The following is a 21,419-nucleotide window of genomic DNA, read 5'->3' on the forward strand; positions in this document are numbered from 1 at the left end:
CCTGCCCTGCTGTGTCTTTTCGATCAGCTATTGTGGTCGGCGTCTTCGCGCTTGGTCGCGAGCCGCTTGACAGCGGTCACAGCCGCATGCGCAGCCACCGCGGCGCCGACGGCGCCGGCCGCCACCATGCCGATCTGATCGGCGTTCTTCTCGATGCCGAACTGCTTAATGTTGGTGAGACGGTCGTAGAACGAGCCCTTGTCCCAGAAGCCGTCCTCCGAGCAGCCGATGCAGCCGTGACCCGACTGGATCGGGAAGGACACGCCGCCGTTCCAGCGCACGGTCGAGCAGGCGTTGTAGGTAGTCGGCCCCTTGCAGCCCATCTTGTAGAGGCAATAGCCCTTGCGCGCGGCCTCGTCGTCCCACTCCTCGACGAACTGCCCCGCGTCGAAATGCGGGCGCCGGTAGCACTTGTCATGAATGCGCTGCGAGTAGAACATCTTCGGTCGGCCCTGGCGATCGAGCTCGGGCAGCTTGCCGAAGGTGGTGATGAAGGTGACGACGCCGGTCATCACCTCGGCGATCGGGGGGCATCCCGGCACCTTGATGATAGGCTTGTTGGTGATCACCTTGTCGATCGGAGTTCCCTGTGTCGGATTGGGCTTTGCCGCCTGCACGCAGCCCCAGGAGGCGCAGGCGCCCCAGGCGATGATTGCCATCGCGTCCTCGGCCATCATCTTCAGCTTCTCGACGAACGGCTTGCCGCCGTCAATGCAGAACATCCCGCCTTCGTTCAGCGGCGGATTGCCTTCCACCGCGAGGATATACTGGCCTTTGTGCTTGACGCGGGTCTCCTCGAGGATGGCTTCGGCCTGGTGGCCCGCAGCCGCCATGATGGTGTCGTCGTAGTCGAGCGAGATCATCGACAGCACCGCATCCTTGACCAGCGGATGCGCGGAGCGGATGAAGCTCTCCGAACAGCAGGTGCATTCGAGGCCGTGCATCCAGATCACGGGCACGCGCGGCTTAGTCTCGAGCGCGTTCGCGATGCGGCTCGCCGCCAGCGGTCCGAGGCCGAGGCTTGTCGCCGTCAGGCTGCAGAATTTATGAAAGCTCCGACGCGTGATGCCTTGCCGCCTGATCACGGCGTAAAACGTTTCCGTCGCCGCACCCATGAATCCTCCCGCCTTCGGCTTTCTTTTCGATGACGCAAAGGGTAGCAAGAAGCAGGCCAACAGCCTGGAGAGATTCAAAAGTGGAGAGATTCCATAACGTTGCGAATTTGAACCACTTTCATGAACGGTACGCGAGCCGGCAACGAAGTTTCCGGTCAATGCGCGGTGCACACCGTGCAGGGATCGAACGAGCGCACGATGTACTGGATCGCAACCGCACGCGGGCCGGCGTCGCCGGCATCAGTGCCGGCCAGCGCCTGCTCCAGCTGGCCGCCGACGTCGAAGGAATCGCGCGGCGAGAAATTCCAGGTGGTCGGCGCGATGATCTGGTAGCGCTCGATCTTGCCGTCGCGCACCGCCATCCAGTGCCCGAGACTGCCGCGGGCCGCCTCGACCAACCCGACATAGCTTCTGTCGGGGAGCTCGCGCGATTTGTCGCAGAACGGCTCCGACAGCCGCAGCGCGCGCGTCCACTGCTCCATGGCAAGCGCGATGGGCGCGGTCTCGATCAGCCGTGCGATCACGCGGCTGCGCACGTTGGTGCCGTCCCGCGACCAGATCCGCGATCGGTGCCTGGCCCGCCACCGTCTGGCGCGCGATCGCACCGACCTCGATCGGCCGGCCCGACAGCCGTGGCGCCTTACACGAGCTATAGGCCGCCGTCTTGTCGGGATCTGCGACTGTGCTGCTATGGGCGGGATCCGCAAAGGGATCCCGCGTCCAGGCATGCGAGACGTCCTCGGTGATCTGCGGCAGCGGCAGCGGTTCGACGATCGCGCGCTGGCTGAACAGGCCGCGCGGAAACAACTCGCCATCGACACCATGATAGGCGCCGTAGCTCATCATCAGCCCCGTGCCCCGACCGAGCCCAGTCAATGCCAGACTGTCCGCAAGCCGCAGGAAATGCGCGAAGTCGCCGCCACGGCCATCGCGCCAGCCGTCCAGCTCGTCGGCGGTTGCGATCGCCAGCACGTTCTCCAGCGAATCCGCGAAGACGATACGCGCGAGGAAACCTCGAAACGCCGTCGTCGTCGACAAGAGCCGGATCCGGTCGCCGAGATCGATGGCGCGCGTGGTGCCGCCGGGCCGGAACGCCAGGTTGTGGGGCCATTTTCCGGCAATGATCCCATGGTCTCGAGCAGCCGCGCCCGCGCCGGCAAGGCACCGCGCTGCCGCGGGTGGCGGCAAAGCGCTCGCGCGCCTCCTCGTGCCAGCCATGGGCGGCATAGGCCTCGCGGGCAAAGTCCGGCATAAAGAAGACGTAGAAATGGGTCAGATGGTCGGCTGCGTTCTCCGCGGCATGGACGATGTTGGTGGCGAGCAACCCGTTGGGCGCCGCCTCGATCGACATGACGGCGCGCAGGGCGGCCGCAGCCGCGACCGATTGCGAGACCGAACAGATGCCGCAGATCCGCGGTGCTAGCACCAGCGCATCGTGCGGCGGCCGACCTTCCAGGATCTGCTCGAAACCTCGGTAGAGCGGCGCCGTCACCTCGGCGCGCATGACGCGGCCACTCTCGACATCGAGGCGGACTTCGAGATCGCCCTCGACGCGGTTGACCGGGCTGATCGTGATCCGCGTCATGGCTTGCCCTTCGTCGTCGCGCGACCCGGCGGCACGACCACATGGTCGGCGGTCGGGTTAAGCCGCACGCGGCGCGGCATCGCGGACTTCGACAACGCGGCGAGCGCGACGAACCACGCCTTCGGTATGTCGGTCGGAAGCCCGACCGGAATGCCCGCGAGCTTGGCGGTCTCCAGAAAGTTCTGCGCCCCTTCGAAGCCCGGCGACGTGCAGGCGATGCAGGCATAGCTGCCCTTGGTGCATGAGCCGCCGCCGTTCCAGGAGCGCTGGTTGCAGTCGCCGACCGCCTGCGTCGCCTTGCAGCCCAGATGCTCCATCAGGCAGCCGCGCTCCGACATGGTCTCGGCGCTGGCCTTGAACTCGTAGAACTCGTTGCGCGAGCAGCCGTGATGGGCAAGGTGATTGGCGACGAATTTGGGCCGTCCGTAGGAATCGAGGTCGGTGGCGGCAAGGTCCTTGGTGGTCAGTGCCAGGATGGTTTCCATCATCCAGCCCGGATGCGGCACGCAACCCGCGACGTTGATGACGGGAAGACCGAGCCGCGAGCGGAAGTCCGCGCCCAGCGCACCGCCGCTGTCGGCCCCTTCGAATTGCAAGCCGACCGCATCGGTCGGGTTCGATCCGGCGGCCGGCACGCCGCCATAGGCCGCACAGCTTCCGACCGCGATCACATAGTCGGCGCGCGGTGCAGGATCGAGCATCCAGCGATAGACCGAACGGTTGGTGCCCGCGAGCATGTTGAAGCGGCCGGTGTCGTTCGGCCCCCACGCCACTGATCCTTCCAGCAGGAGCAGGTCGAGTCGCACCTTGCCGTCGAGCACGGACTGCAGCACTTCGACCACCTCCTCGCCGGTCGGCGTCGTCGATACGGTGGGTGATGAAGACGATCGTCTTGCCGGTCGCGCGCCAGATCCGCAGCAACTCACCCTGCAGCGTCTCGCGCGTCTGGGCGTCGAGCGCGGCGAAGGCTCGTCCATCAGTAGCACCTCGGGATGATAGGCGAGGCTTCGCGCGATCGCGACACGCTGCTTCATGCCGCCGGAGAGCTCATGCGGATATCGGTCGGTAAAGCCGGACAACCCGACCAGGTCGAGGAAATGCCGCGCGATGTCGCGCCGCTGCTTGGGCTTGAGCCCGGCGATATCGAGACCGAACTCGACATTCTGTTCGGCGGTGCGCCAAGGAAACAGCGCATACTGCTGGAACACGATGCCGCGGTCGCGACCGGTCCTGCAATCGGCCGGCCATCGAGCAGAATCCGGCCGCTGGTCGGCAGCGTGAGCCCGCCCAGCAGATCGAGCAAGGTGGATTTCCCGCAGCCGCTTGGGCGTGTCCGCGGGAATGCGGGGCGGATAGACAAGATGCAAGGCTGGTCGACCTCAAAAGGAAGATCTGCTTCCACGTGTCGTGCGGAGGTACCTAGAAGCGAAACGAGCCATCACGAATCGGAGATTGAAGGGGCGTTCGCCTGAAGAAATAGGCCTGCGCGCGATCCAGCGCTCGCTCGAGTGACGCTGCTGCTAGTCGGACCACCATCCAGCAGTTTGGATAGCGGCGCTGCCGTATGGCAAGCCGATAAATCTGCAATAATCGATGAAGAAGCCGGAGCCGAAGCCGATGCTGGGCCGGGGTGAAATATCGATGGCGATCCGGCTCAATCGATACGTGAATTACGTTTGGGCGGTACGTCAGCGTTCGATGACATTCGATGATGTTATCGAACGCTGACATTTGCGGATTGTCAACGAACGCCGACTTATGCTAAAGTAAGCGAACGCTGACATTTGGAAATCCCATGCTCGTACGCACCCCGGCCGAACTCGGCGCCATCCTTCGCGACCGGCGCAAGAAGCTCAAACTGGATCAATCGACGTTTGCCAAACGCATTGGCGTCAGCCGCCAATGGGTGATCGAGGTTGAGCACGGTCACGCGCGCGCCGAGCTCGGGCTGATCCTTCGCGCCCTTGACGCCTTGGACATCCGCCTGGATGCGGGCACTGAACAAGCGCCCGCCCGCGGGGGTGCCAGGCCAGCCGTCGATATCAATGCCATCGTGGCCAAGGCCAGGAAGAAAAAGGCATGACGAGCGAACTTGTTGCTCTGCTGGATGGTCGGGAAATCGGCCGCGTGCGCAATGACGCCCGCGGCCGGCTCACCCTTGTCTATGACAAGGACTGGCGCCAGGCCGAGGGAGCCTATCCGCTGTCGCTGTCCATGCCGCTCGCGGCCGAAGAGCACGGACCTTCCGCCGTGCAGGCTTTCCTCTGGGGACTCCTGCCCGACAACGAACGCGTGCTCGACCGGTGGGCTCGAAGATTTCAGGTGTCCGCGCGCAACGTGTTTGCCCTTATTTCCCATGTCGGCGAGGACTGCGCGGGTGCCGTTCAGTTCGTCACGCCCGATCGGCTCGAGGCCTTGCGCAGCGGTACTGAGGACAAGGTCGAATGGCTTGACGAAACGGCGATCGCCAAACGCCTGCAGACCTTACGCGAGGATCACGCCGCATGGCGGTTGCTGCGCGATACCGGACAATTCAGCCTTGCGGGTGCCCAACCCAAAACCGCCTTGCTTCTGCAAAAGGGCAAGTGGGGAATTCCCTCTGGGCGGATTCCGACGACGCATGTCCTCAAACCGCCGACCGGCCATTTCGATGGACACGCGGAAAATGAACATATCTGCCTCATACTTGCGCGCAATCTCGGTCTGCCCGTCGCCGACACCCAGGTAAGGCATTTCGGAAAGGAAATCGCCATCGTCATCGAGCGCTACGACCGGCAGTTCAGTGGGAACGAGATCGTCCGTGTCCACCAGGAGGATATCTGCCAGGCGCTCGGGATCCTGCCGACCAGAAAGTATCAAAACGATGGCGGACCAAGCTCTGCCGATGTGATCGAGCTTTTGCGCACCTACTCCACGGATCGCGTCGCGGACGTTGACACGTTTGTCGAGGCGCTAGGCTTCAATTGGCTGATTGCGGGTACGGATGCTCATGCCAAGAATTATTCGCTGCTGCTGGCCGGAGGCCCTCACGTACGACTCGCCCCGCTCTACGACATCGCCAGCATTCTTCCCTACGATGACATCGATCTGCAGAAGATCAAGCTCGCGATGAAAATCGGCGGTGATTACAAGCTCAGCCAGATTGGTTTACGCGATTGGCAGAAGTTCGCGCGCGAAACGCGCCTCGATCCTGACAAGGTGATCGCCGGACTGATTTCCATGGCCGAGCAGCTTCCGGACCTTGTAGCCGCCGTTCGGGAGCAAGCACAGAAAGACGGATTGGACAATGCCATCATCGGGCGTCTCGCGGAACACTTGATTGCCAGAGCCAAGCAATGCCGTCGACTGCTCGGAGGGATATAGTTCCGACTAGCCGCCAGCAGGATGATGATGGTCAGCAGCAAGGCGCCGATCATCGTGGTCGACCTGTCGTTGTCGACGCCAACGGCAGCACCAGCATCAACATCAACACCCCCGCGATAGGCATGTCGACGTCGATGTCTGTTGTGCGACTCATAAGAGTGTCACGTTTTTTGGCGGGCCTGAGCTCGAAAGATAGCGAAATATGCCAAATTTTGGCGTAATCACCGATGATTCGCACGATCGCAGCACGCGGCTTCCCGCGCAGGCTTCCCGGCGCCGCGGCGAACGCCGGCCCTATCCTTAATGCGCAGGCTTCGTTGCGTTCCATGACAATCGAGCGCACGACTGCCTGATGCACGCCCATCATTGACCGTTTGTCGAGACCCGGACGCCCTATCAAGGCTCCGCGTCTCGCCCTCCAGGACAGCCGCAGCGCTGCGCCTGCACTCCGCAGCTAACTCAACAATCAAGCGGATGCGAGTCGACGCAGGGCTGCCGCCACACCGGCCCCATATTCGGGATCGGCCTTGCCGCAATTGGCGATGTGGCGATCCTGAATGTGCGCCGCAGACGCGCCGATGCCGAGAGCGGTGTTGTCGAACAATGTCTGCCGCTGACTTGCATCCATTTTCCGAAATAGCTCACCCGGCTGCTGATAATGGTCATCGTCGCCCCGATGGTCCCAATGAGCCGCGGCACCGTCAATTTCAAGCGGAGGCTCGTTCAACTCCGGTCGATCCGCCCACGCCCCACGACTGTTCGGGAAGTAAGTCGGTGTGCGGCCCAGGTTGCCGTCCGTGCGCATTGCGCCATCACGGTGATAACTGTGGACCGAGCATTTCGGCGCGTTGACCGGGATATGGTTGAAATTGACGCCTAGACGGTATCGCTGGGCATCGCCGTAGGAGAATAGCCGCGCCTGCAACATTTTGTCCGGCGAGAAGCTGATGCCGGGCACCACGTTCGCCGGTGAGAACGCGGCTTGCTCGACCTCCGCAAAGACATTCTCGGGATTGCGATTCAGCTCGAAGAAGCCAACCTCGATGAGTGGAAAATCCGCCTTCGGCCAGACTTTGGTCAAGCGAACGGATTGAAGGGGAATGCCTTCGCTTGAGCGTCCGTCATGACCTGAACGAACAGCGTCCACTGTGGAAAGTCGCCGCGTTCAATGCTCTAAAAAAGATCGCGATGATGGTGCATTTCACGGTCCTTTCCAACCAAAGACTCAGCTTCCGGGTCGGTGAGGTTCGCAATGCCCTGCTGCGTCCGAAAGTGAAACTTGACCCAGGTCCGCTCGTTCGCGGCATTGATGAAGCTGTATGTGTGGCTGCCGAAACCGTGCATATGGCGATAGCTGCGCGGAATGCCCCGTTCGCTCATAGGTCACCCGGTTTTGCGCCCTTCAGGATTCTATCGACATACCCCGCCGTTTTGACCAGAGCTTCGGATACATCTTGCCCATACGACATCAACAGTCCGAAATGCACCTTTTCAGCCTAAATTCGACGGAAAGCCCGATACACGCCGTGATCGCCTCGGCAGGCGCGCCGCCGACTACGATATCTCGGTTCTGATCACCGGAGAATCCGGCACCGGCAAGGAGCTTCTGGCTCGCGCGATCCATTACGGCTCGGCGCGGGCCAACAAGGCGTTCGTGGTCGAGAACTGCGGCGCGCTGCCCGACGAGCTCTTGGAAAGCGAGCTGTTCGGTTGCAAGAAGGGCGCCTTCACCGGCGCCTACCAGGATCGCATCGGCCTGTTCGAGGTCGCCGATGGCGGCACGATCTTCCTCGACGAGATCGGCGAGACCTCCCCGGCGTTCCAGGTCAAGCTGCTGCGTGTGCTGCAGGAGAGCGAGATCCGGCCGCTCGGCGCGCAGCGCGTGCGCAAGGTCGACGTTCGCGTGGTGGCGGCGACCAACCGCGATCTGGAGGCTGAGGTCGAGGCCGGTCGCTTCCGGCGCGACCTGTACTACCGCCTCGCCGCATTCCCGGTGCACATGCCGGCGCTACGCGAGCGCCCGATGGACATCCCGCTGATTGCGGAGGGCGTGCTGTCGGCGATCAAGAGCTCCTTCAACCGGCCGAATCTGCGCTTTGCGCGTTCAGTGTCATCTCCACCTTCCCGAAGACAAGTCGTCTCCGGCCAAGGCGCATCATGTTTCATCATGGCCAAGGCGGCAATGCCGACAATGGCGCCGCGCCCTGCGACGAAATGACGAGATGGAGGGAGCCCCTGACGGGCTTTGATCCGGACCGCCGCCTGAGAGACCCAGGCGGCGATCCGGTGCGAACTAAGCGAACTTGGGGAAGTTCTAAGGCCGCGCGAAACGCTAACCCGGCCGGTGCGGGCACATCAAGTTTCGTAGTGTTGCTCCGGCCGGAGATTCATTGCAGCCACCAGGAAATTGCCACACATCGTCAACGGAGGTTCCAACGCATCACGGCCCATTCGCAAGCCTCAGCGCCGCCCGCCTCGACCGCGTCCGCCAGGATCTCCTCCGACAATTGCCGATTGCTCACCGCGCGCGACAAGCCCGCATTACAAACTTCGTCGCGGGTCAACCGGGCGCCGGCAAATCGACGCTCACGCAAATCTCGAAGACGAATCCGGAATACAGCGGCCTAACGCGCGTTGCCGCCGAGGATCTAACCGCGATCTCCCCGCAGCATTACCTTTCGCACGTTGACTAGCTAAGCCGTGTAACGGCAACTTGAGGCGTGGGCCGATCTCTGCAAAACCGGCCTTCAAGTACAATGCTGAGTTGGGACTACGGCTCCACATGGGTTGCCTCGGCGCCCCCACTTCAAGCTGGACCCAGTCCTTTAGCGTACCCAGGCCCACCGCAGCCTCAATGAGACGCATCGCGACCCCAGACGATCGGTGATCCGGCACCACGTAGAGTTCGGTGATAATACCGTAGGTTCCGCCCGCACAAAGGGCGGCGCTTTCCGACAACATAATGAGGCCGACCGGGCGTTCCTCCGTGAAAGCCAGAAACCCATAGACGCGCTCTTTCATGGCCAATAGGTCGACAGCAAGCTGGGTATCTAGTCCGCCCTGCTTTTGTCCGCCCTCAAGTTCGGCAAGTAGGGCAGCAACCATGTGGGTCACCGTTGTGGCGTCATCGATAGACACTTCACGCGTGGTCACCATGTCATATCCTCTTCTAAGGTTTAACCAACATACGACCTGATCCAGCGGCGGCCTAGGGGCAGGAGGCTGCCGCCGACCCCGATTAAAAACAGATACGCCGCGCGGTTGAAGGTCAGATGACGCCTTAGCTCACACTGAGGTGATAGTGTCTTCGTGTCGCTCCTAGCTAAAAACATCTCAGAAAATCGAACGATAACTTGTTGAACTCCGTAATGGTCGCACGGAGCGCTCTCTTGTTCTTTGGACCTGCGTGTCGCCCCACATCGTGTTCATGCTCGGACGTTACAGGAGGGCGGCTGACCGCTTGCGAACACGGATGGATCTACTTTCCTCCTTGTAGAGCAGCTCGAGCAGCAGGCCGACCAGCGATTTTCCGGATCCGATTCCGAGCAATGGCGTTCAGCAGCCCCATTACGATGACTGCGCGCGAGCATCATGGGCGTCCCTGACCAACAGCATTGCCTGAGATCAATGCTCTCAGAAACTTGTCGAACGCGCGAGTCCAAGACATACTGTTTTTCTTGTGTTTAGATAATCAGTCTTCTTTAATCTCTCATCGGACGCGCCATTTTTTGCCGCGCGAGGCAGAACACCGCGGACGTCCGACGACGGGTGCAATTTAGTCGTTGAGCTCGCGATTGAGGCCAGCTTCTCTCGTGTTCTTCGAATTGACAATGTCCCGTCCCGATGAGCCGGGTTCACGGCGAACCACCGCATTGCGGTTCAATGTTTTCTGAGAGTATCGTCAGGCCGTGTCGTGCGAGATCGTTTCTATCGTTCCCTTGGATCACTTTACGGATCTGCCTGTTGGAGACTGTTCTAATGCTTGCGGACACGCGCTACAGCGTAAGACGGTCGCGGCATTCAGCAGAAGAAAGCTGCGGTCACCGATAACGCGATGGCTACTGCCATTCCAGAATCAGGTGGTGCTGCACGATGGAGATACCGGGCTATGCGCGCCTAGCACTCCTGCCAGCGCGCAAACGGCAAGGATGAGGCAGACGTCCGAGGTAACCTACTAAGTCACTTTGCGGTTTGTAGCGCTCCCATGACCGAGCGGGCCCGAAACGGCTAAGGCACGATCTCGGCCTCCATCATTGCGCCGGCTAGCATGAACGAAGGCTTAGTTGATTTGGGGTTCTTCCATTCTACGCCCGCCGTGACATTTCGCCATCAATGTGTATCGGCATTCCTCTGCATCGGTGCCGTCGGAACGGTGTGAACGACGTGATAGCCGTTGTCGTGCAGGTACCGTAGGAAGGCGGGCATCATCGCGGCGGTATGTGCCTTGGCGTCGCGAAATAGAATGATGCCCTTCCCCTCAGCATTCAGTCGGCTGGTGATGAGCTTCAGCTCCTGGTCTGGTGTCATTTCCTCCCAGTCGCTGGCCCACAGGTCCGCTCCAAACACGACGATGCCCCGATCCTGAAGCAGATCGAGCGTCTTAGGCTTCGAGTCGAAATTGGGCAAACTCAGTCGTCGGAGCGAATTCGTCCGGATAGCTCACCAGGATCTTCAGGACTGAGACCTGGAAATGTCATTTGAGGGACTACCTCCACATGCTCGGTCTTTGGGAAAGGGCTTCGCGGCCGATTTGTTTGAGGCGGTCGGGCGTCGTCTCACCTCTGATAGCGGCCTCCAGGATCTTCGAGGCGACGTAGGTGCGGGCACCGGTATCGTACGGGGAAAGGCTCTCGCAGACCTCGTCGAGGATCGCGCGCAGAAGCGCGGTGGTAGCGGCATCCAACATTTGGAGATCTCCCCATCCCTAGTGAGGATGATAATGCATACTTCGCGTTTCGCGATTCAAGTGTGTTTGATCGGATGAGAACTCTGCGACTCCACCGCCTCGCGACAGAGCGCTCTCTAGCTTCTCCTGACGCCTAAATTCTGCGTTCGAGCGGCTTGTTTCGATGGAGTTCAGCGCATCGATGGCGCGCTTGTGCTGGCCGACAAATCGCCTTTGGTCGCGATCGCCAGGTCGCCAGATAATTAGTGTTGGCATACGCGACGTACCTTTGGGAGGCCGACTCGCCGACCCCAGCACCGGAATTCACAATTCCATCTGTACGATCTCAATCGGCTCGCCGCCGAGACCGTGGGAGAAGTCGCCTCTGCCCAGGCTCCTGAACCCGAGCTTTTGATAAAATCTTTCAGCGTTGCAATAATCGTCGCCTCGAGCCTTATTGGCCCACTATGGCCCAACCTTGCCTGCTCGTTTCCAATCTCCAACAGGCGGCGCCCGAGTCCGAGACCAGCGACGTCAGGCAAGGTGAATATCCGAGTTACTTCACCAGGCTGGGCGTCAACAAATCCAACCACAACACCGTCGCCCAGACACGCGGTCAATCGTGCCTTGGCGATCATTTCTTCATAAAAGGCCGGCCTGGGCTTACCATCCAATTCTCGATTTGATTCCGATAGGTCGCCCTGCAAGGCTGGCGATTGACGCCTTCATGATGCAGTAAGTCGCCTCCGCATCTTCGGAGCGCCCTTCTCGTAAAGAAAATTCGCCGTCGGCTGTCATAAGAAGGAATTCCGGATTGCCGCTCAAAGTCCAGCAGTCTCATTGTGACGAAGGGGTCTGCCTGGCGAATAATCCGAGCCCGGCTCCCTCAAAAACTGTTCGTCCACGAAAACACCCATTCCCTGAACACTTCAGTATCTCATTTCTGAGCTCATTTCGTCGTTTGGTTGCGAGCCGCACTAAGGGGTCAACAACGGCAGTATCACGTTGTCGATCAACCGTGTCGAACCGATGTAGGCTGCGGCGCATAGTGCAGCTGTACGCCGCAGAGGACTCTCGGCGCGCTTGAGCGTATCAGCGTCGACAAGCTCAAGGTACTGCAGTCGATCGACTGTATTCAAATGCTCCTTTGCGATCGCAATCAGCTGTTCCACGTCGCGCTCTCCTGAGCGAAACTTATCCGCCGCGGCGAACAGCCCACGGCTGATGGCAAGAGCGCGCCGGCGCTCTTCCTCGCTTAGATGGCGGTTGCGACTGCTCATCGCGAGTCCGTCCGGCTCCCGCACGGTTTGTACGGTGACGATCTCAATTGGAAGATTGAGGTCAATTGCCATGCGGCGCACCACCGCGCATTGCTGAAAATCCTTTTGCCCAAGAAAGGCGACATCCGGCTGCACCATGTTGAACAGCTTGCCGACGACAGTCGCCACCCCACGAAAATGATCAGGCCTGAAAGCTCCGCACATTGGTTTTGCGAGCTCGCCCGGTTCGACGAAGGTCTCAAATTGAGTCGGATAGATCTCCTGTACATCCGGCGCAAAGACGATCGCAACGCCCGCTTCGCGACACAGCTCTTGATCGCGCAAGAAGTCGCGCGGATACGTGCTGAGATCCTCTTTTGGTCCGAACTGAGCGGGGTTGACGAAGATGCTCACTACCGTGACGTCGGTTTGAGCCCTGCTCGCCTCGACCAGTGTCAGGTGGCCCTCGTGCAGGTAACCCATGGTCGGAACGAACCCGATGCGCTTGTCGGGCTTGCGAGCTCTCGCGAGAACGCGACGCAGCTCAGCTACGGTCGTTATTGTTTGCATGTTGTGCCTTCGATCACGTTGGATTAGAGGGGGTCCAGTTCGCGAATCTACCGCGAAAGCCTTCAGGAAGCCGATAGGACTCTTGTGGTGCCGGGAATGCACCGTTACGAACATCCGCAGCCTAGCGCAACAACGCCTCTTGCAACAACCGAAAGCCATCTACATAGGCCCGAACGAATTTGGGACGATGACCTTCGGTCAATCCCAGCACATCGTGAAGTACCGGCACCTGTCCCGAGCAATTGGGTCCGACGCCGATTCCGATCGTCGGTATCGTCATGGATTCGGTCACTCGCGCTGCGAGCTCAGCCGGAATACCCTCCAGGACGAGAGCGAAGCAGCCGCCCCCTGTAGACGGTGGCGTCATCGAGCAAACGTAACGTGTCATCGACCTTCCGACCCTGCACCTTGAACGCACCCATGACATTGACGCCTTGAGGCGTGAGGCCGAGGAGGCCCATCACAGAATTTTCGCAATCGACCAAGGCGCGCACCATTTCGACGCGCTTGACTAAGCGGTCCTGCATGAATGTATCCAGCTCTTGATTGGAGCATCGAATAAGAACCTTGCCGTTCTTTCCTCACGCGGAGCGGCTTTGGGTCACGCTGGCGCACACCGCACGACTCAGGTCAGCTTCAGCCGAGGGAGGTCCCTTAGCCCGGTTCGCCGGCACGGCTCCGCCGTGCTGATCTATTGACCTCGATCGAGGCCGCCCAAAGCACGAAGCCGCACTCAGCAAGGCTGCGAGCCCAAGAGAACGAGATCTTTCGTGTCGGACTTAGAATCGGCACGCGCTGTAAGGCACGGGAAGGCGATGTCCGTTAAGAGTCAGCATCGATAGCAACCGTAAGTCGCAATATCCTCTCCGCGTTAGCACATCTCGCATGTACCTGAACCTGCGGACCGAGAACATCGGCGCAGGTTTTGTCGCCGCGCGGGGTTCTTTGAATTCACGAGTATAAATTTCATAGCGGGGCATGTATCAAACCGCTCGCAACCAGCGAAACCATTGTTGGTCGGCCTCCCGCCGCGCCTTGAAGCGGTCGACGCATTTCTTGGAGCAAAGGGCCGTTCGCCAGCAGTAGTAACGGATCAGCCCGAACCTTCCACCGCATATCGCGCAGCACCTTACTGAACCGTGGTGCGAACTATGAGAGCTGTTGCGCATTCCTCGCCTCCTGTCGGCATTACGTGGATAGCCCCTTTCCTTCGCTGCAACACCATGGCCGCCCGGGAAGTGCGACGCTGGCGATGCCTAGTACGCGGTTCGCGGCATGTACGGACACTGGGCGCAAGCGTTTGAGCTCTGAATTGCGCCTCCTTGGCGAAGCGGCGCGATCCATCGGGGTGCTTCGCCGGACAAGTCTTAATTGTTAACTGTAGCGATATTTCAATCTTGATTAATGCAATGAGTCGCGCGTGGACGCTTAAATCCCGCGCGCGGACGACTTTCGTCGACGGAATTCAACTGCCGCCGACGGTGCGTACAGCAAGTCGTCTCGAGTTATCAGCGCCACCCTCTTTGCCCTTACGCGGTCAAAGGGCGGCAATCCGAAACCCGACGGTCGAACCTTGGGTTCCCCAGGTCGGCACAAGAACGGCTGCCCTGAAAATGGAATTGTCTGCTGCCTAATCAGAGCCCCGCAGTGCGCAATGACCGGCCGCCGCCCACCCATCGGACGGTTACTTTAGAAGACCACCGTCCCTCCATCAAGGATAGCCCCCGGTCAATAATTGAAAATGACCCTGAACCTGGCTTCCGAGGATTTTCTGCGCCGTGAAGCCATTTCGCGGTGAAATTCACCTCAAGGTTGGGGTGATTATGCGGTATGATCGGATAGATGCCCGCATCCTAGAGATCGTGCAAAGAAACAACCGCATAACTTCCGAAGCAGTCGGCGAACTCGCCGGGCTTTCTGCTACCGCGTGTCAGCGGCGACTGAAGAGGCTCCGTTCTGAAGGCTTCATCGAGGCCGACATCTCGATCGTTTCGCCGAAGGCGGTAGGCAGACCTATTCAAATGCTTGTGCTTGTGAGTCTGGAGCGGGAGCGTGCCGATATAATCGACAAATTCAAGAAGGCCGTTAGATCGTCAGGTGAAGTCGTTAACGGCTTCTACGTCACCGGCGATGCGGACTTTGTCCTATACGTTACCGCCCGCACCATGGAGGAGTATGAGGAGTTCACCCGGAAGTTTTTCTATGTGAACCCTGACATAAAGGGCTTTAAGACGATGGTCGTGTTGGATCGCATAAAAGCGGGCTTTGCCGTACCAGTCGAGGCTCCCCCGGAGGATTGACCGCTGATTCAGGCTGTTCACACCGCGGATCGCTGCGTTTACCTTGCTTCGCGAACGCTAACGACGCGCAAGACCATCAACCGAGCCACTGTCGAGGCCTTGCAAGGCCGAGCGAGACAACCTGAAAAGGCGGCCACGACAAAGCCATCGCTTGTATCAACGCTGGTCGGAGTCTGGCTCGAGGGTCAGCGGCGCGCCCCCGACCGAGACTGGCCCTTCTGGTTTAGAGGGCTGGATCATTCTCTTTGCTGGCCGCAAAACGGGATGGGGTGCCGGCGCAGAAGGAGCCGGGGGCAAGACCTAGCGACGGGTAGATTTCTGCAAAGACACAATATTGGCAGTCAGCGCCTCGATCTGATCCGCCATCCATTTCAAATCGGCTTGCTGCGCACCGATGTTGTGATTGAGCTCTGCAATTTCAACAATTGCCCGCCGCTGCCCCAATCGAATCTCCGAGAGAGCTTCCCCAACTTAAGGGGATAAGCCTAGCATAGGGACAGGTTCACGCGCCGATGGCGTCGCAAAGCCTGTCAGTCCAATAATTGGCTGCCCCGGCGCACAGACTGATGGAGACGGCCACGAGCGCGAGAATCCGATAAAAACGTCTTGGGGATTTGTGCAAGACGGGTACAGCTCCGAGGCGTTCGCTTCGTCAATCACATCCATCATCCCCAGCTTGCCATTCCTATTGGCTTTTCTTGTTGACCTGATAGCCGGCAAGGTCAAGAGCGCGGGCGCCGCTCAGCCTCACTTCAATGCGTCGAGAGCCAGCGCAGCGAGGCTGCTGGTCAGCCGTTCGGAAACTTTGGAGCAAGGACTTGGGACCACCCTGCGCTCGCTAACCTCGCCTATGCTCGAGAACAATGGCTTGATATTGAGCCTTGGTGGCAGGAGAGTCGAACCATGTTACTTCTCAACCGCTATCCCCATTACCGAGCTATCCTGGATGTCGCCGATACGGACACCGTGAGTGTCGAGGCCACTCGCGAAGTCGAGCGCTTTCTCAGATATCGCGAAGGTCACAAGGAAACGCCGCTCCTTTCATTAGCTGGCCTTGCTCGTGAGATCGGCGTGGGCTCGATTCATCTCAAGGATGAGGGTCATCGACTCGGTCTTGGCAGCTTCAAGGCTTTGGGCGGCTCCTATGCAGTAATCCGGCTGGTGCTGGAGGAAGCAACGCGGCGGCTCGGCCGAGACGTTGATGTGTCAGAGCTGCAAACTCCTGAAGTGAAAGCCGTAGCTGGGGAGATGACGGTATCGTGCGCCACAGACGGCAATCATGGCAGATCAGTGGCCCAAGGTGCTCAGCTCGTTGGAGCAAAGTGCGCCATCTTCGTTCATTCAGGCGTCAGCGACGAGCGCATCACCGCGATCGCTCGCTTTGGTGCCCAGATGATCCGAGTCAATGGCAACTACGACGACTCCGTCGACGACGCCTCGCGAGTTGCCGAGGAAAACGGCTGGATCACGGTGTCAGATACATCTTGGCCGGGCTACGAGCGCATCCCCAGCTTAGTGATGCAAGGATATACTGCCCTTGTAAGCGAAGCAATGCGCCAGTTGCCCCGAGCCCCGACCCATGTGTTCGTCCAAGCGGGGGTCGGGGGTATTGCTGCAGCCGTCGCTGGGCATTTTTCAGTTCTGCTCGGCAAGAGCCGCCCGTTTTTCACGGTTGTCGACCCCGCCCGCGCGGCGTGTCTCTTTGAAAGCGCTCGGGCTGGGCGCGCTGTGAAGGTCGATCATGGGCAGTCGACCGTAATGGCGATGCTCGAATGCTACGAACCCTCGCTCGTCGCCTGGCGCATGCTTTCGCGCACAGCGGATGCCTTTATGACTGTCGACGACGAGGACGCGATCAGCGTCATGAGGCGGCTTGCGAATCCCAGAGATGACGACCCTGCTGTCGTTTCAGGCGAAAGTGGTGGTGTTGGTCTCGCCGGCTTACTGAAGGTCGCCTCCGACCAGACCCTGCGGGACAAGGTCGGTCTTGGACGAGATGCTCGGGTCTTCCTGATCAACACCGAGGGCGCGACCGATGCTCGCCGCTACGAGGAACTCGTCGGTATGTCCCCAGCGCAGGTGTCGCTGACGAGCACTCCGCCGGACTTGGGGAAGCGTGCGCGATACACGGTCAATTCATCCGGCTCGCCAAGCAGCTTCGGTTCCGGACCACGTCGAGAAATGGATTAGCTCACGCAGTTGAAAGCTATCAGTGGCCCACTCTGTGGAAGAACGCGCTGGTCCCCTTGAACGTCTAGTCTAGTGTGAGAGATACATCGAGGGACCTCGTAGGGGCAGTGTGATCGCCTTTAAGGCAAACCGCATACTTTCGATATCGTGCGCCACTGAGACAGGCTCAGTCTTGTCGTCTCACCCATGACAGGATCAGATCGAGCGGCCTGCGATAGACTTCAGTGTTTTGAGCGCTGGTAACTCGAACCGAACAGCCTTAGTCTTCAGCTCCGGATGTACAATGGACAGTTTGGCCGCGAGCTGGTCCGCTCGATCGGCGGCAAGCTCAACATTCTCGAGGATAAGGCCGCAGCCCACGTGTCCGGCTGTCAGCCGAACGCTTTCCTGATCTCGCAGCGCCATGGAGTTGCTCGCCTCCAACGAGAAGGCGCGCAATTCCTGCACGCAAAACCGCAAAGATGAGCGAAAGGAACGCCATACAGGCTTTCGGCCTTTGCGCGCGCGATCACTGCGAACGGACTGGCTGTAGCCGCCCGCCTTCGCTCCCATTTGTACCCAACTTTCATGAGTCTCGCTTCTGCACCGGTTCCAGACCATAGATATTCGGAATAGTTATCGATACTTTCGGATCTGATTGATGCCGGTAGAGTCTTCGAGGAACAGCCTTTGGCGAATGTGCCGCCCAATGTCTTGGTTCGGCACGCCGTGAGCTAAGGCTCGCGCCACCCTAAAGGCTAGTGCGACGCGAAAAAGACCGCGAAAAGCCGGGCGACATTGCAGAAATCCTGCGCGACCCAGCGTTTCTCGTCCTTCCGGCGCGGCGCTGCCACATGATAGATAATCTCGGTGAACGGTGAGAATACGACAATCGCTGAGCGCATCGCCAACGCGATCGGAGAGCGGATCATAAGCGGGGCACTGCGGCCCGACGCACCGCTTCGACAGGATCATATTGCGCGGGAATTCAATTCAATCCTTACCGCGCGCGAGGCATTTCGACAACTCGAAGGCAAACATCTTGTTGTCACTATCCCACGCCGGGACGTGCGAGTGGCTCCACTGCATACCCAGTCCGTGAAGCGCCGAGATGCGGGCAGCGCTCGAGATGGTCGCCCTGCGCAACTCAGCCTCAAGGCTCACATCTTGCGGCTTTGGAGTGATCGAGCTGGCTCTGATGAATGGAGACAACGCTCGGACCATCGGGAGTGCGAGAGGGCCAACCCTGCATTTCACCACGCGCTGATCGCTCCTTGCGGGGTGCCGCGACGGCTTGCGAGTCTTGGATCTGCGATTGATGTTTGCGAGGGCCCGCAGTGGCGGCTGGCGACTACGATCAAATCAGGATCACCGCCTGATTTTACAAGCGCTGAGCACGTACAACGTCGATCGGGCCTGCGATCAGCTCGCCCGCCATATTCAGACGATCGAACGGCTTTCCCTTTTCGCGTCTGCGCGCGGACGGCGATGTGGCACGCCCATAGCAGACGCACAGGAACGATCTGTTGAGCAGCGAGTACTGCGACGGCCATAGCAGCCCTCTAAGATCGTCATCTGATCTTCTTGCGACATCAACCCAGGTCTCCATGATTCGTCACATCGTCCTGTTCAGCACCAAAGATGACGCCGCTATAGACCAACTCATCGCGGGCCTCTCTGTTCTCACTCTAATCCCCCATGCACGCCGGCTCGAGATTGCTCGCAATCGCAAGAGCGACCAACTCGGCAACGATATCGATGTCGTCGTCTATGGAGAGTTTGATAACGAGACGGAACTCGCAGCGTATAAAGCCCATGATCTATACAGGGAATCGATCAGGCGCGTACGGCCGCTGAGAGAGATGCGGTTTGCAGCCGACTATGACGAATCAACTGATGCCTATGTCGGTCCGATGGCGGCGGCCGGGCCGCTCGTGTCGCGCAGTGATCCATAAGGCTATGCTGGAGATCAGTGTGAGGAGCTTGATGAACCCCGGACACGCGGTCATCGCGTCTGCATGGGTATCACGATTGAGCTACACTGTGCGCCGGCGTCTGATTTGACTGACAAGCGATGCATATTCGCGAATTGCAGTGGATCGAGCCTATCCAAGCGATGCGACGGCTGGCAGATCGGGCTAATCTTACCTTTCTAGACAGCGCCGCTGGGCACGAGGCGCTTGGGCGCTACTCCTATCTGAGCTGCGACCCATTCAGCACATATATGGTTGCGGATGCACAGGCGAGCTGGAATGGCGATGTTGTTAAGGGCGATTCGTGGAACGTTCTGCGCGACCTGCTGGCCAGCTATCCGCAGGAGCATCGTCCCGAACTCCCGCCCTTCCAAGGCGGCGCGGCCGGGTTCTTTGGTTATGATTTGAGCAGAACTCTGGAGCGATTGGCGACGCCCGCGATTTCTGGGCAGCGCTTGCCGCAGGCGATCTTGCATTTTTATGACGTGGTCGTCAGCTTCGACCATCCATTTCAGAGATGTTTTATCGTGTCTACGGGCTGGCCTGAGCAAGATCCTGCAGCTCGCGCCAAGCGAGCGCGCTCCAGAGCCGATGAGGTTGCAGCGCTGCTTGCCGCCCGAACGCCGCTGCAGGCTCCCCTCCCCAGCGCAGCGGTCGCATGGGAGTCCAATTTTTCGCGCGGGGACTACATTGCGGCAGTGGAGCGCGTGATCGAATTGATCTTGGCAGGCGACCTCTTCCAAGCGAATATCGCGCAGCGGTTCACGGCGCGCCTAACGGCCTCCTTCGATCCGCTCGCCCTCTACCACCGCCTCCGGTCCCTGAACCCTGCTCCTTTTGCGGCGCTCTTGCGCTACGGCAAGCTCACCATTGCGTCGAGCTCACCGGAGCGTTTTCTGAAGCTTGACGGACGGAATGTCGAAACTCGGCCCATCAAAGGCACGATCGCGCGTTCCGTTGACGCCAAGGAAGACCAGCGCCGGGCCGAGCTCCTCTGTGCGTCCGAAAAGGAACGCGCCGAGAACATCATGATCGTCGACCTTTTGCGTAACGATCTGTCGCGCGTTTGCACCGCGCATTCGGTTGAAGTCCCGGTGCTATGTGGTCTTGAGTCCTACGCCTCGGTACACCATCTCACCTCGGTCATTACTGGTGAGCTTACACCGCGGGAAGACGCTGTGACGCTCCTTAAGGCCTGCTTTCCTGGGGGATCCATTACCGGGGCGCCAAAGATCCGATCGATGGAGATCATCAACGAAATCGAACGGGTGGCGCGAGAGGTCTATTGCGGCTCGATTGGCTTTATTGGCTTCAGCGGCTGCATGGACACGAACATTGCAATCCGCACCGTCACCGTCAGCGACGATCTGGCGACGTTTCACGCAGGGAGCGGCATAACGGCGATGTCAGACCCCAGGGCCGAATACGACGAGACGATCGCCAAGGCGCAACGCATCTTCGATGCATTCGACGACGACGGTCATGGTGCATCGTGATCCTCATCATCGATAACTACGACTCATTCGTGTTCAATATTGCCCGATACTTCCACAAGCTTGGCGAAGCAACCGAGGTGATCCGAAACGACGCCATCGGCGTCCGCGATCTTGTTCAACTCAAACCACGCGCCGTTGTCATATCGCCGGGCCCGTGCACACCAACGGAGGCCGGAATATCGAGTGCCGTCGTCCGGGAGCTTTCAGGTTTCGTCCCAATTCTTGGGATTTGCCTCGGACATCAGTGTATCGGGAGTGCTTTCGGCGGAAGTGTGAGACGTGCCCGCCATCCAATGCACGGCCGCTCCTCATCCATCGCGCACGACGGTCGAGAGTTGTTCGATGGACTCCCCTCTCCACTTCGCGTCGGCCGCTACCATTCCCTCATTGTCGAGCTGGAGGGTTCGTGTGCTCCCGATCTCACGGTGACGGCGCGCTCCGAAGAGGGCGAGATCATGGCTCTCGCCCATCGCGAGCAACAAACCTACGGCGTGCAGTTTCATCCCGAATCAATACTGACCCAACATGGCCATCTGCTGCTGGCGAACTTCTTGCGGGTCGGATCCAGGCCAAGACCTTCGAGAACGCGTCCTACCTGGTCCGCTCACGCTCCGGGTTCGCGAAGCGCGCCATGAGTGCTCGGCCTCGGCCGCCAACCCGTGACGTAGATGGCGATTAGCCAAAGCACCGAAGCATGGGAAAGA

15 protein-coding genes and 8 pseudogenes are annotated in these 21,419 nt (G+C 59.8%); 10 read left to right on the plus strand and 13 right to left on the minus strand.

Translation table 11 applies throughout. The features are described 5' to 3' along the window. Positions 1–23: 23 nt before the first annotated feature. The 4 genes and pseudogenes from ACTGJ9_RS37705 to ACTGJ9_RS37720 all read right to left on the minus strand — a co-directional run. Positions 24–1,115, minus strand: coding sequence for a hydrogenase small subunit (locus tag ACTGJ9_RS37705; protein ID WP_456675145.1), 1,092 nt, complete (start codon positions 1,113–1,115; stop codon positions 24–26). Between the two features lie 155 nt (positions 1,116–1,270). Next, positions 1,271–2,700, minus strand: a pseudogene (locus ACTGJ9_RS37710) (nickel-dependent hydrogenase large subunit). Continuing rightward, a pseudogene (locus ACTGJ9_RS37715) lies at positions 2,697–3,575 on the minus strand (NADH-quinone oxidoreductase subunit B family protein); the annotation flags it as partial. The pseudogenes ACTGJ9_RS37710 and ACTGJ9_RS37715, both read right to left, overlap by 4 nt. Then, positions 3,556–4,027, minus strand: a pseudogene (locus ACTGJ9_RS37720) (ABC transporter ATP-binding protein); the annotation flags it as partial. The pseudogenes ACTGJ9_RS37720 and ACTGJ9_RS37715, both read right to left, overlap by 20 nt. Positions 4,028–4,293: 266 nt before the next feature. On the opposite strand from ACTGJ9_RS37720, the gene ACTGJ9_RS37725 reads away from it, so the two are divergent. The 3 genes from ACTGJ9_RS37725 (at position 4,294) to ACTGJ9_RS37735 (ending at position 6,063) form a co-directional block, all read left to right on the plus strand. Then, complete coding sequence (locus tag ACTGJ9_RS37725; protein WP_456675146.1) at positions 4,294–4,428, plus strand: hypothetical protein; 135 nt, start codon at positions 4,294–4,296, stop codon at positions 4,426–4,428. A gap of 67 nt (positions 4,429–4,495) precedes the next feature. Then, positions 4,496–4,783 carry a helix-turn-helix domain-containing protein gene (locus ACTGJ9_RS37730; RefSeq protein WP_456675147.1) on the plus strand — a complete coding sequence of 96 codons (288 nt, stop codon included), beginning with the start codon at positions 4,496–4,498 and terminating at the stop codon, positions 4,781–4,783. Then, positions 4,780–6,063: a type II toxin-antitoxin system HipA family toxin gene (locus tag ACTGJ9_RS37735; protein ID WP_456675148.1), complete on the plus strand. Its 1,284-nt coding sequence runs from the start codon at positions 4,780–4,782 to the stop codon at positions 6,061–6,063. Before ACTGJ9_RS37730 ends, ACTGJ9_RS37735 begins: the two co-directional genes overlap by 4 nt. A gap of 49 nt (positions 6,064–6,112) precedes the next feature. Here ACTGJ9_RS37735 and ACTGJ9_RS37740 read toward each other — a convergent pair whose 3' ends face one another. After that, positions 6,113–6,430 (minus strand): hypothetical protein, encoded by a 318-nt coding sequence (locus tag ACTGJ9_RS37740; RefSeq protein WP_456675149.1) that lies wholly within the window; start codon positions 6,428–6,430, stop codon positions 6,113–6,115. A gap of 99 nt (positions 6,431–6,529) precedes the next feature. After that, positions 6,530–7,443 (minus strand): annotated as a pseudogene (locus ACTGJ9_RS37745) (catalase); the annotation flags it as partial. A gap of 154 nt (positions 7,444–7,597) precedes the next feature. On the opposite strand from ACTGJ9_RS37745, the pseudogene ACTGJ9_RS37750 reads away from it, so the two are divergent. Continuing rightward, positions 7,598–8,161, plus strand: a pseudogene (locus tag ACTGJ9_RS37750) (sigma 54-interacting transcriptional regulator); the annotation flags it as partial. 488 nt (positions 8,162–8,649) lie between these two features. On the opposite strand, the gene ACTGJ9_RS37755 reads toward ACTGJ9_RS37750, so the two are convergent. From ACTGJ9_RS37755 to ACTGJ9_RS37775, 5 genes and pseudogenes are all read right to left on the minus strand, one after another. Next, positions 8,650–9,219 (minus strand): GNAT family N-acetyltransferase, encoded by a 570-nt coding sequence (locus ACTGJ9_RS37755; protein WP_456675150.1) that lies wholly within the window; start codon positions 9,217–9,219, stop codon positions 8,650–8,652. A gap of 1,173 nt (positions 9,220–10,392) precedes the next feature. Then, positions 10,393–10,686, minus strand: a pseudogene (locus ACTGJ9_RS37760) (polysaccharide deacetylase family protein); the annotation flags it as partial. Between the two features lie 82 nt (positions 10,687–10,768). Further along, the gene (locus ACTGJ9_RS37765; protein ID WP_456675151.1) at positions 10,769–10,969 is read right to left on the minus strand and encodes a hypothetical protein; all 201 of its coding nucleotides are present in this window, start codon (positions 10,967–10,969) and stop codon (positions 10,769–10,771) included. Between the two features lie 956 nt (positions 10,970–11,925). After that, entirely contained in the window at positions 11,926–12,777 is an 852-nt protein-coding gene (panC, locus tag ACTGJ9_RS37770; RefSeq protein ID WP_456675152.1) for a pantoate--beta-alanine ligase, read from the minus strand. Between the two features lie 13 nt (positions 12,778–12,790). Next, positions 12,791–13,283: pseudogene (locus tag ACTGJ9_RS37775) on the minus strand (3-methyl-2-oxobutanoate hydroxymethyltransferase); the annotation flags it as partial. 1,317 nt (positions 13,284–14,600) lie between these two features. Between ACTGJ9_RS37775 and ACTGJ9_RS37780 the strand changes: the two are divergent. Then, positions 14,601–15,077 carry an Lrp/AsnC family transcriptional regulator gene (locus ACTGJ9_RS37780; protein WP_456678753.1) on the plus strand — a complete coding sequence of 159 codons (477 nt, stop codon included), beginning with the start codon at positions 14,601–14,603 and terminating at the stop codon, positions 15,075–15,077. A 300-nt stretch (positions 15,078–15,377) separates the two neighbouring features. Here the strand turns inward: ACTGJ9_RS37780 and ACTGJ9_RS37785 are convergent, their stop codons facing one another. After that, the gene (locus ACTGJ9_RS37785) at positions 15,378–15,521 is read right to left on the minus strand and encodes a hypothetical protein (protein WP_456675153.1); all 144 of its coding nucleotides are present in this window, start codon (positions 15,519–15,521) and stop codon (positions 15,378–15,380) included. Between the two features lie 459 nt (positions 15,522–15,980). On the opposite strand from ACTGJ9_RS37785, the gene ACTGJ9_RS37790 reads away from it, so the two are divergent. Beyond that, the gene (locus tag ACTGJ9_RS37790; RefSeq protein WP_456675154.1) at positions 15,981–17,267 is read left to right on the plus strand and encodes a diaminopropionate ammonia-lyase; all 1,287 of its coding nucleotides are present in this window, start codon (positions 15,981–15,983) and stop codon (positions 17,265–17,267) included. Positions 17,268–17,462: 195 nt separating this feature from the next. On the opposite strand, the gene ACTGJ9_RS37795 is transcribed toward ACTGJ9_RS37790, so the two are convergent. Next, positions 17,463–17,819 (minus strand): hypothetical protein, encoded by a 357-nt coding sequence (locus ACTGJ9_RS37795; RefSeq protein ID WP_456675155.1) that lies wholly within the window; start codon positions 17,817–17,819, stop codon positions 17,463–17,465. Positions 17,820–18,116: 297 nt separating this feature from the next. On the opposite strand from ACTGJ9_RS37795, the pseudogene ACTGJ9_RS37800 reads away from it, so the two are divergent. From ACTGJ9_RS37800 to ACTGJ9_RS37815, 4 genes and pseudogenes are all read left to right on the plus strand, one after another. After that, positions 18,117–18,801: pseudogene (locus tag ACTGJ9_RS37800) on the plus strand (GntR family transcriptional regulator). Positions 18,802–18,853: 52 nt separating this feature from the next. After that, the gene (locus ACTGJ9_RS37805; RefSeq protein ID WP_456675156.1) at positions 18,854–19,201 is read left to right on the plus strand and encodes a Dabb family protein; all 348 of its coding nucleotides are present in this window, start codon (positions 18,854–18,856) and stop codon (positions 19,199–19,201) included. 119 nt (positions 19,202–19,320) lie between these two features. Then, the gene (gene pabB / locus ACTGJ9_RS37810; protein ID WP_456675157.1) at positions 19,321–20,715 is read left to right on the plus strand and encodes an aminodeoxychorismate synthase component I; all 1,395 of its coding nucleotides are present in this window, start codon (positions 19,321–19,323) and stop codon (positions 20,713–20,715) included. After that, on the plus strand, positions 20,712–21,350 hold the full coding sequence (locus ACTGJ9_RS37815; RefSeq protein ID WP_456675158.1) for an anthranilate synthase component II: 639 nt from the start codon (positions 20,712–20,714) through the stop codon (positions 21,348–21,350). Before pabB ends, ACTGJ9_RS37815 begins: the two co-directional genes overlap by 4 nt. Positions 21,351–21,419 lie beyond the last annotated feature (69 nt).

The sequence above is a fragment of the Bradyrhizobium sp. RDM12 genome, assembly GCF_051917485.1.
Lineage (GTDB): Bacteria > Pseudomonadota > Alphaproteobacteria > Rhizobiales > Xanthobacteraceae > Bradyrhizobium.